The following is an 8,872-nucleotide window of genomic DNA, read 5'->3' as shown; positions in this document are numbered from 1 at the left end:
GACGAGTTCCGCATCGTCGGCCGGGAGGTGTACGTCCACTGCCCCGACGGGTACGGGCGGACCAAGCTCAACAACGGCTTCTTCGAACGTGCGCTCGACGTGGTGGCCACGACGCGCAACCTGCAGACGGTGGCCGAGCTGGCGCGTCTGTCCTCCTGACGCCACCGGGAGAGCCGCCGCCCACACCCCCGGGAACTGCCAGGAGGCTCATCGTCGGCCCTGACGGGGCCCACGGGTCTGTTCCGGACACTCGGGCCATGTCACGGGCGCGTCGGGCGCCGATGCGTGTCCGAACACGATGGCGGCGAGGACGAGGCCCGCCGCCAGCGCCCACTCGTTGTAGAAGGACTGCTTGTTGGTCAGGTTGAACACGGCCATCACCAGAGCCGAGCCGAGGAGGAAGCCGTAGGTGTCCCGGGGCAGCCGCCACGCGGCGAGTGCCCCGGCGCCGACGGTGGACACCGCCAGGATGGCGAGGCCGGGGTTCCACCCGAGCGACAGCGCCGACGTGTAGAGCGACAGGGAGTCGAGGCGGGCCGGGAGGCCCAGGTTGTAGGTGATGGCGCCGCTCACGAAGGCGTGGGGGGCGGCGATGACCCAGGGAGCGATGAAGGCCACGGCCGCTCCGGCAGACACCAGCGCCCGACGCCAACCGAAGTCTTTCCACAGCAACGCCAAGGGCAGCAGGAGCCAGGCCTGCTGCTTGCACACGAGGCACCCGGCAAACGCCACCACCGCCCAGCCGCGCCGACCGCGCGCCACAGCGAATGCCGCCGCGCAGACACCGAGGAGGACGAGCGGGTCGACCCACGACTGCTCCAACCCGAAGATCGCCTTGGGCAGGAGGAGGACCAGCGCGCCCAGCAGGCTCGTGGACGAGCGGGGACGCACGCGCACGAGGAGGACAGCGGTGAGCGCCATGGCTGCGAGGAGCCCGTAGCGGACGTCGCCGAACAAGGCGTGGAATGGCCACAGCAGCACTGCCGCGCCGGGCAGGTACGCGAACCCGTTCGACTGCTCGAAGCGGATCCCAGTCGTCCACTTGAGCGTGTAGATGTCGCGGCCGTGCGACAGCCCGTGGCCCGCGGCCTGGAGCATGGTCCAGACGTCGATGGCGGGGCTCGGGCTGGCAATGATCATGGCGACACCGGACGCCGTCATGGTGGCGATGGCGGCGTACGCCACGATCGCCCGGCCCGGCAGACCGACGACGAGCCACAGCGCCACCACGGCGGCAGCCACGCTCGTGAGGACGCGACTCACCAGGAGCGCGGCGCCGGACCCGTAGATCCCGGCGTCGGTGTGGAAGCCACCGAGGACCGCCACTCCGGCGGTGACCGCCGCCACGGTGCCCCACGAGCCCGACGGCACCGACCGGCGAGCGGCGGCGAAGAGGAGCAGGGCCGTCCCTGCCGTGACGAGGGCGACGGCGTCCATCGAGTACCGGCCCTCGTCGAAGGCGGCGCCGAGCCCGATGGCGGTCCACGCCGCCACGAGGACGACCTCGGCGGCGACGGGCGCCGAGCGCGCCGAGTGCCCACCACCGGACCGACCCGGGGCCCCGGCCGTTCGGGAGGTGGCCGTCGGCCCCGCCGGTGTCATCGATAAGGGATCGACCGGTCGGCCGCCCCCCTTGACCGGGTCACGCCGGCGTCAGGAACGAGTCCGGACCCGGGGCGCGGCCGGTCAGGTCCGGATCAGCCCCCGCCGTCCACGGTGATGACCTGGCCTGTCACGTACCCGGCCTCGGCGGAGCACAGGAACCGCACCACCCCGGCCACGTCCTCGGGGCGGCACACCCGGCCGAACGGCGCGGTGGCGTCCATGGTCGAGATGTCCAAGACGCCCATGGCCCGGACGAGGCGGCGGCCCATCTCGGTGACGACCAGGCCGGGAGCCACGACGTTCACGTGGATGCCGTTGCGGCGCTCCTCCTTGGCGAGTGTCAGGGCCAAGGCCTCGAGCGCGGCCTTGGCCATGTTGTACGGCGCGCCGTTGGGGGCGAGCATGCGGGCGGCCACGCTCGACACGAACACGACATCGCCGCGTGGGCGCGTGCGCATCGACGGCACCACGAGCCGGCACAGGTGATGGGCGCCGAGGGCATGGACGGCGATGACGCGTTCGAGCTCGGCCGGGTCGGTGTCGGCGACGGCGTGGCCCCGGCTGGCGATGCCCGCGGCGTGCACCAGTGCGTCGACGGCGCCGAAGTCCCCGAGGACCGCCTCCACCATGCGGCGGTCGTCGTCGAGGGAGTCGACCGCGGCACGGTAGGGCCGGGCCCGTCGTCCGAGCGCCTCGACGGCCTCCACCGTTTCACGCGCGGCTTCCTCGTCGCGCCGGTAGTTGACGGCGACGTCGAAGCCGTCGCCCGCGAGCGCCAGGGCACAGGCCCGGCCGATGCCTCGGCTTGCCCCCGTGACGAGGGCGACCCGCCCGGCGGCCTCCTCCACGACGCCGGCGCCTAGGCCGCGGGGCGGAACACGGGGACGTGGAAGCCGTCGCCGATGTCGGAGAAGTCGACGCGTAGCGCCATCCCCACCTGGAGATCGTCGAAGTCGCACCCCACCACGTTCGTCATCATGCGCGGGCCCTCGGCGAGATCGACCATGGCGGCGACGTAGGGGACCCGCTCGTTGAACGGGGGAAGGTCGTTCTGGTACACGATCGACCAGGTGTAGAGGGTGGCGTCCCCGCTGGCCCGCTCCCACGACACCGTTTCGGCCCCACAGCGCGGGCAGAAGGGCCGGGGGTAGTAGTGCGCCTCGCCGCACGTCGAGCAGCGGGAGATCATGAGGCGCCCCTCCGCCGTGGCGTCCCACCACGGGCGGGTGAAGTCGTCGGGTGTCGGGAGATCAAAGCGGGTCGCCATGGTGCCTGCCTCGTTCGCTCGGTGCCGTCGTCGGGCGCCCCGGCCGTGTTGACCCTGGCGAGCGCCATCGGCCATGCTGCCCGGGTTCCAGATCCGACGTCAACGTGACGCGGGACCCGGGCGCCGGGGGCACGAGGCTGTGAACACGAGGCTGTGAAGCAGAAGCAGGAGGACACCTGATGGGTATGCTCGACGGGAAGACCGCCATAGTCACCGGCGCCGGGCGCGGGATCGGCCGGGAAGAGGCCCTCCTGCTCGCCGCCGAGGGAGCCAAGGTGATCGTCAACGACATCGGCGCGTCCCGGTCGGGCGAGGGCAGCGACGTCCACCCTGCCGAGCAGACGGTGCAGGACATCGTCGCCGCCGGAGGCGAGGCCGCCCTCAACAGTGACGACGTGAGCTCCTGGGCCGGCGCCGAGAGCCTCGTCACCCAGGCCGTCGACACCTGGGGCAAGCTCGACATCCTCGTCAACAACGCCGGCATCCTGCGCGACAAGATGAGCTTCAACATGGACGAGTCGGACTGGGACGACGTGATCCGTGTGCACCTGAAGGGCCACTTCGCCACCGCGCACTTCGCCGCCATCCACTGGCGCAACCGCGCCAAGGCAGGCGAGGAGGTCTCCGGCCGTATCATCAACACCGCGTCCGAGGCCGGCCTCTTCGGCAACGCCGGGCAGGCAAACTACGGCGCGGCCAAGGCGGGCATCGCGGCGATGACCATCATCCTGGGCCGTGAGCTGGAGCGCTACGGCGTCACCGTCAACGCCATCTCTCCCCGGGCCCGCACCCGCATGACCGAGGACCTCTTCGGCGAGATGGCCAAGGTGGAGGAGGGCAAGTTCGACGCCTTCGGCCCCGAGAACGTGGCACCGCTCGTGGCGTTCCTCGCCTCGGACGAGGCGGCCGACGTGAACGGCCAGAACTTCGTGGTGTTCGGCGGCTCGGTGTGGGTCGTCAAGGGGTGGCAGCCCGCCGGGCAGCTCAAGCGCGACACCAGGTGGACGCCGAAGGAGCTGGCCGACAACAAGTCCACCCTCTTCTCCTCGCACTCGTCGGGCCTGCCGCCCTTCAGCTTCTTCTGAGCCGGGGACCCGGCCCCCCGGGCGCAGCCAGCCCGGGCGCTGCCCGCCGGGGCGCTGCCCGCCGGGGCGCTGCCGCCGCGGTGCACCGGGCGCCGGTCGCCTCAGGGTGCGCCGACGAGGATCTGCACAGGGTGCCCACGCACCTCGGCGAACCAGATGATGCCCTCGGAGACGAGGTCGAGCTCGAGGCGGACGGGCTCCTCCCCGGGCGCCGGGGTGGGGACCTCGGTGGAGAACGGCACGACCACGACGGCCCCGGGATCGACGATCCCGTCACCGGGCAGGGGGACCCGGCCGTGGTCGGCGGCCGGGTGCGCCCCGCGCCCGACGCGCAACCCGAGCAGCACCGCACCCAGACCCGCCGAGGACGCCAGCCACCGGTTGCGGCCCGTGTTGCGGATGCGGCAGGTCCCGCGCACCGTCGTCGTCCCCCCGGCCGGCACGAATTCCAGGCCCTCCACCGACAGGTCGGCCGCTAGGCCCGACACTTCGCGGCTGTCGGTCGCCTCGTGCCCGGCCTTGCGCAGCAGGAACATGCGCCGGTTGTGGAGCGTGCCCCGCACGTGGGCGAGATGGCGGTAGCCCGCCCGGGCCGCGTCGACATGACGGGCTTCGGCGGCGAAGCGGCCGAGCGTGCGCAGCCGGGAGAGCGCCTTGTCACCGAGCGAGCGCGGTGCCCCCGTGGCAGCGCGGGCTGCCCGGGCCGCCCGGGCCGCCCGGGCCGCCCCCGTCGTCGCCGGGGCACCGCCGGCCAGGAACGCGGTGAACTGCTCGAGGCCGACCCATTGGGGGGCGGGGTTGAAGATGGCCACGGACAGCTCTTCGAACCCGGAGCGTGACGCGTGACGCCAGACGTCCTCGAGCACGAGGTCGAACTCCGGAACGCCGTACCGCCGCATCTCGTGCTGGGACTGCGCGTCACGAGAGTGGTTGGGGCCGGGTTCGGAGAAGCCCGCCACTCCCCCCGGCCGCAGGACCCGGCCCATCTCGGCGATGACCTCCGCCACGTTGGGGACATGGTGCAGCGCGTCGAAGCACATGATGCGGTCGACGCTCTCGTCTGCGAGGTCCATCGTGCGGCCGTCGAAGAGCGAGAACACCGGCGCCGGCCGCGCCCCGAACACCGGTTGCTGCTCGTAGCGGCGCCGGCCGAGGTCGAGCATGGCCGCCGAGACATCCATGGCGACGACCCGGCAGCCCAGCTGGGTCATGAAGTGCGACGTCCAACAGCTCCCCGCCCCGAAATCGAGCACGGACATCCCCGGGAGCGGTGCCAGCGCCCCGAGCAGCATGCCGAAGCAGCTGAGCACGTCCGGGGCCTCGCGCATGGACGAGCACGGCTTGGCCAGCAGAGCCGTGGGGTCTTCCATCGAGCGCACCAGCTCGTCCGCACGGGCGGCGAGGCCCTCGACCGTCGACGCCGCCGCCAGGGCTCTGGCGTCGATCAGCTCGCCGGCATCCGCAGAAGTGCTCGCCAACGTGCGCCCCTCCCGTTGCGATCCGGCCGCCGGTGCCGCATGGTAGCCGCCGGGGTCACGCGCCCCGCCGGCGCGGCCGTGGCCAGCGGATGCCGACGTGCCCGCGCCCGCTGAGTACGGTGGCCGAGTGGGTCGTCACGGGATGCGGTGGGAGCGGTCCGTGGCCGTGGTCACCGGGGGCTCCAAGGGGATCGGTCGGGCCATCGCCGAGCAAGCTGTCGCCCGGGGCGCCCGGGTCGGCCTCGTGGCGCGCCACCGCGAGGACCTCGACGCCACCCTGCACGCCCTCGGCGGCAGCCGCTCGGGGGCGGTCGCCGCAGCCGACGTCGCCGACCGGCGGCAGCTCGAGGCGGCGCTGGCGGCGCTGGCGGGCGCCCTCGGGCCGGTGGACATCCTCGTCAACAACGCGGGTCTCGGCGCGGCGGGGACGGTGACGCAGGTGCCGGTCGAGGCGTTCGAGCGGGTGATGGCCATCAACTACCTGGGCACCGTGTACGCCACGGCCAGCGTGTTGCCGGGCATGCTCGAACGCGGGCGCGGGCACATCGTGAACGTGGCGTCGGTGGCCGGGCGCTTCGCGGCGCCGGGGGAGGCGGCGTACTCGGCCACCAAGTTCGCCGTGGTGGGGTACAGCCAGTCATTGGCCCTGGAGCTCCACGGCACGGGCGTGGGCGTGTCGCTGATCGACCCCGGCCCCGTCGACACGGGGTTCTTCGACACCCGGGGCGCGGACTACCAGCGGCACTGGCCCCGCAAGGTCCCGGCGTCCCGGGTGGCCGGCGCGGTCATCGACGCCGTCGAGCGGGACCGGTTCGAGGTCTTCGTCCCCCCCTGGTACCGGGCGGTCGGCGTCGTCCAGGCGGCGGTCTCGGGCCTTCTGCGGATGGTGCCCCCCTCGGTGTTCGGGATCACCCCGTCGGAGGCCGACGTCGCCGAGGCCCTGGCCGGCGCGGCGGGCCCGGGGGCCGGGTCGACGGTCCCTGACGAGAATGTCAGGTACGGCGGCGGCGATACAGATAACCTCGGGCAGCCAGACGGGGAGCGGCACGCTGACCCTGACCAAAGGGGAGGACCCAGATGATGCAAGGACCGCAAGGCAGTGACGGCGTCGTCGGGCGCCGGCGCCCGACCGGGCGCCGGGGGCGGGTCGTGGCCACGGCCGTCATTGCGGCGTTGTCGCTGGGCGCGGCGGCGTGCGGCAGCTCCGGCACCACCGCAGCCAGCACGACCACGGCGGTGACCTTCAACCCCGCCACCGAGTCGACGGACATCGGCGCCGCCTACAACACGCTCTTCAACCTGGCCAACCCGGATGTCGCCGGCAAGGTGGCGGTCATCCAGAACGGCGCGCAAGTCCAGTCGGCCCTGCAGGATGCCCTGTCCTCGTCGCTGGCGTCCTCGTCGGCGGGCTCCAAGATCGACAGCGTCAAGGTGCTGACCGCCACGACCTGTCGCCAGGCGTCGTTGCCCTCGCCGTGCGCCAAGGTCGTCTACGACATTTTGGGCACCACGGGCACCGCCATCCTGCCCAACTCCCAGGGGTACGCCGTGTTCGTGGACGGCCACTGGCTCGTCGCCAAGGCCACGATCTGCGGTCTGCTCGGCCTCTTCTACCAGGCGGCCGGCAAGACCGGCAGCCCTACCGGCTGCTGATCCGATCCCGCTCGGGGCGTCGACAGGCTCGGACCGCGGTCCGCCCGAGCCGGGGCGCCACTGCGCGGCAACGGTCCAGGCTGAACCGCTCGACCTGAGCCACGTCCGGGGGGCGCACCGCGGGTGCGCCCCCCGACGGGCCTCGGGGCGGTGACGGTCTGGCCCCTCGCCCGGTGGCGGACCTGAAGGCGCAGCATGGGGTGCTCGGCCGCCCCTCCCCCGGTCCGCGGTGCGAGCCCCGGGTCAGCTCTCCGAGCCCGAGCCCGAGCCCGGCTCCGCCACCGGTCCCGTCTCCGTACTCAACGCCGTAGCCCGCGCCGGCAAGAGATCTGTGACGTCGGCGCCGACGTCGGCGACAGGCCCCTGACGCACCACTCGCCCTTTGGCCAGCATCACCACCTCGTCGGCGAGCGACAGCGCCCGGTCCACGTGCTGTTCCACGACGAGCAACGCCGTCCCGGCCTCGAGAATGGTCCGCAGTCCCGCGAAGACCTCGTCGACGACGACCGGCGCCAGGCCGAGCGACAGCTCGTCCACCACGAGCAGGCGTTGGGGCACGGCCAGGACCTTGGCCAGTGCCAGCATGCGCTGCTCGCCCCCGGACAGCGTCCCGGCAGGCTGGCGCCGCCGCTCGCCGAGGCGCGGGAAGGCGTCGTAGGCCCGGGCGAGCGCCCCCGCCACGCCGTGGCGGCCGACCGCCTGCCGGAACGTCAGCACCAGGTTCTCCTCGACCGTGAGCGACCCGAAGACGGCCCGGCCCTCGGGCGCATGGGCGAGGCCGAGGCGGGCGATGCGCCAGGCCGGGTAGCGCGTGATGTCCTCCCCGGCGAAATGCACGCTGCCGGACGAGGCCCGCACCAGACCGGAGACCACGCGGGCCACGGTCGACTTCCCCGCCCCATTCGCCCCCACCAGTGCCACCGCCGAGCGCTCGGCCACGGAGAACGACACGCCGAACAGGGCGCGGTACGGGCCGTAGACGGCGTCGACGTCGCGCACCTCGAGCAACGGCGCCGGCGAGATCATGCCTTCTCCCCGAGGTAGGCGCGCCGCACCCCGGCGTCGGCGAGCACGCGGTCGACCGGCCCGTCGGCGATGAGCCTCCCGAAGTCGAGCACGACCAACCGGTCGACGGTGGCGGCGACCATGTCGAGGTCGTGCTCCACGAGGACCACGGCGGTGCCCCGCTCGCGGCGGACACGGGCGAGGATCGCCACCATGGCCGCCGTCTCGGTGTCGTCGAGCCCCGACGAGGGTTCGTCCAGCATGAGCAGGCGCGGGCGGACGGCGAGCGCCCGCGCCAGCTCCACGAGGCGGCCGGTCCCGAGGGCGAGCGCCTCGACCGGGACGTCGGCGACGTCCGCCAGGCCGACCAGGGTCAAGAGCTCCTCGGCCACCCGCTGGTCGTCGGCGCCGGGACGGCCCAGGCCGACGACGTCCTTCCACAGGCGTCCCCGCCCGGTGCGAACCCGTTCCGCCACGAGGACGTGCTCGCGCGGGGTCATGCCCGTGAACAGCTCGAGGCGCTGGAAGGTGCGCCCGATCCCGAGCCGCGCCCGGCGGAACGTCGGCAGCGCGTCGATGCGGACGCCGTCGAAGGTGACGGTGCCGGAGTCGGGGTGCAGCAGGCCGAACAGGCAGTTGAACAATGTCGTCTTGCCGGCCCCGTTCGGGCCCACGATGCCGACCGCCTCGCCCGGGTCGACCGACAGGCTGAGCCGGCTCAGGGCCTCGATGCCCCCGAAGCGCTTCGAGATGCCGTCGGCCACGAGCAGTGGCACCGC

Annotated in this window: 9 protein-coding genes; 3 read left to right on the top strand and 6 right to left on the bottom strand. The window is 73.1% G+C overall.

All coding sequences use genetic code 11. The features are described from left to right. Positions 1–207: 207 nt before the first annotated feature. From VMV22_12300 to VMV22_12290, 3 genes are all read right to left on the bottom strand, one after another. Positions 208–1,602: a hypothetical protein gene (locus VMV22_12300; GenBank protein ID HUY23107.1), complete on the bottom strand. Its 1,395-nt coding sequence runs from the start codon at positions 1,600–1,602 to the stop codon at positions 208–210. 95 nt (positions 1,603–1,697) lie between these two features. Continuing rightward, positions 1,698–2,453, bottom strand: a complete 756-nt coding sequence (locus tag VMV22_12295) for an SDR family oxidoreductase (GenBank protein ID HUY23106.1) — start codon at positions 2,451–2,453, stop codon at positions 1,698–1,700. Between the two features lie 11 nt (positions 2,454–2,464). Further along, on the bottom strand, positions 2,465–2,872 hold the full coding sequence (locus VMV22_12290) for a Zn-ribbon domain-containing OB-fold protein (protein HUY23105.1): 408 nt from the start codon (positions 2,870–2,872) through the stop codon (positions 2,465–2,467). Positions 2,873–3,051: 179 nt separating this feature from the next. Here VMV22_12290 and VMV22_12285 point away from each other — a divergent pair, with 179 nt between their 5' ends. Then, positions 3,052–3,957 carry an SDR family oxidoreductase gene (locus tag VMV22_12285; protein ID HUY23104.1) on the top strand — a complete coding sequence of 302 codons (906 nt, stop codon included), beginning with the start codon at positions 3,052–3,054 and terminating at the stop codon, positions 3,955–3,957. A gap of 101 nt (positions 3,958–4,058) precedes the next feature. Here the strand turns inward: VMV22_12285 and VMV22_12280 are convergent, their stop codons facing one another. After that, positions 4,059–5,435: a class I SAM-dependent methyltransferase gene (locus tag VMV22_12280; GenBank protein HUY23103.1), complete on the bottom strand. Its 1,377-nt coding sequence runs from the start codon at positions 5,433–5,435 to the stop codon at positions 4,059–4,061. A 127-nt stretch (positions 5,436–5,562) separates the two neighbouring features. Here VMV22_12280 and VMV22_12275 point away from each other — a divergent pair, with 127 nt between their 5' ends. Both VMV22_12275 and VMV22_12270 read left to right on the top strand, forming a co-directional pair. Continuing rightward, positions 5,563–6,516 carry an SDR family NAD(P)-dependent oxidoreductase gene (locus VMV22_12275; GenBank protein ID HUY23102.1) on the top strand — a complete coding sequence of 318 codons (954 nt, stop codon included), beginning with the start codon at positions 5,563–5,565 and terminating at the stop codon, positions 6,514–6,516. Continuing rightward, the gene (locus VMV22_12270) at positions 6,516–7,088 is read left to right on the top strand and encodes a hypothetical protein (protein HUY23101.1); all 573 of its coding nucleotides are present in this window, start codon (positions 6,516–6,518) and stop codon (positions 7,086–7,088) included. Before VMV22_12275 ends, VMV22_12270 begins: the two co-directional genes overlap by 1 nt. Before the next feature lie 243 nt (positions 7,089–7,331). Here the strand turns inward: VMV22_12270 and VMV22_12265 are convergent, their stop codons facing one another. Both VMV22_12265 and VMV22_12260 read right to left on the bottom strand, forming a co-directional pair. Continuing rightward, positions 7,332–8,114: an ABC transporter ATP-binding protein gene (locus VMV22_12265; GenBank protein ID HUY23100.1), complete on the bottom strand. Its 783-nt coding sequence runs from the start codon at positions 8,112–8,114 to the stop codon at positions 7,332–7,334. Next, entirely contained in the window at positions 8,111–8,869 is a 759-nt protein-coding gene (locus VMV22_12260) for an ABC transporter ATP-binding protein (GenBank protein ID HUY23099.1), read from the bottom strand. The genes VMV22_12265 and VMV22_12260 overlap by 4 nt, the downstream gene beginning before the upstream one ends. Positions 8,870–8,872: the final 3 nt, after the last annotated feature.

The sequence above is a fragment of the Acidimicrobiales bacterium genome, assembly GCA_035531755.1.
Taxonomy (GTDB): domain Bacteria; phylum Actinomycetota; class Acidimicrobiia; order Acidimicrobiales; family UBA8190; genus DATKSK01.
Note: the sequence above shows the minus strand (reverse complement) of the source record. Positions and strands in the feature narration are given on the sequence as shown.

Coding starts and splice junctions, on each gene's coding strand:
- VMV22_12300 (HUY23107.1), bottom strand. CDS start 1,602: ATGACACCGGCGGGGCCGACGGCCACCTCCCGAACGGCCGGGGCCCCG.
- VMV22_12290 (HUY23105.1), bottom strand. CDS start 2,872: ATGGCGACCCGCTTTGATCTCCCGACACCCGACGACTTCACCCGCCCG.
- VMV22_12285 (HUY23104.1), top strand. CDS start 3,052: ATGGGTATGCTCGACGGGAAGACCGCCATAGTCACCGGCGCCGGGCGC.
- VMV22_12270 (HUY23101.1), top strand. CDS start 6,516: ATGCAAGGACCGCAAGGCAGTGACGGCGTCGTCGGGCGCCGGCGCCCG.
- VMV22_12265 (HUY23100.1), bottom strand. CDS start 8,114: ATGATCTCGCCGGCGCCGTTGCTCGAGGTGCGCGACGTCGACGCCGTC.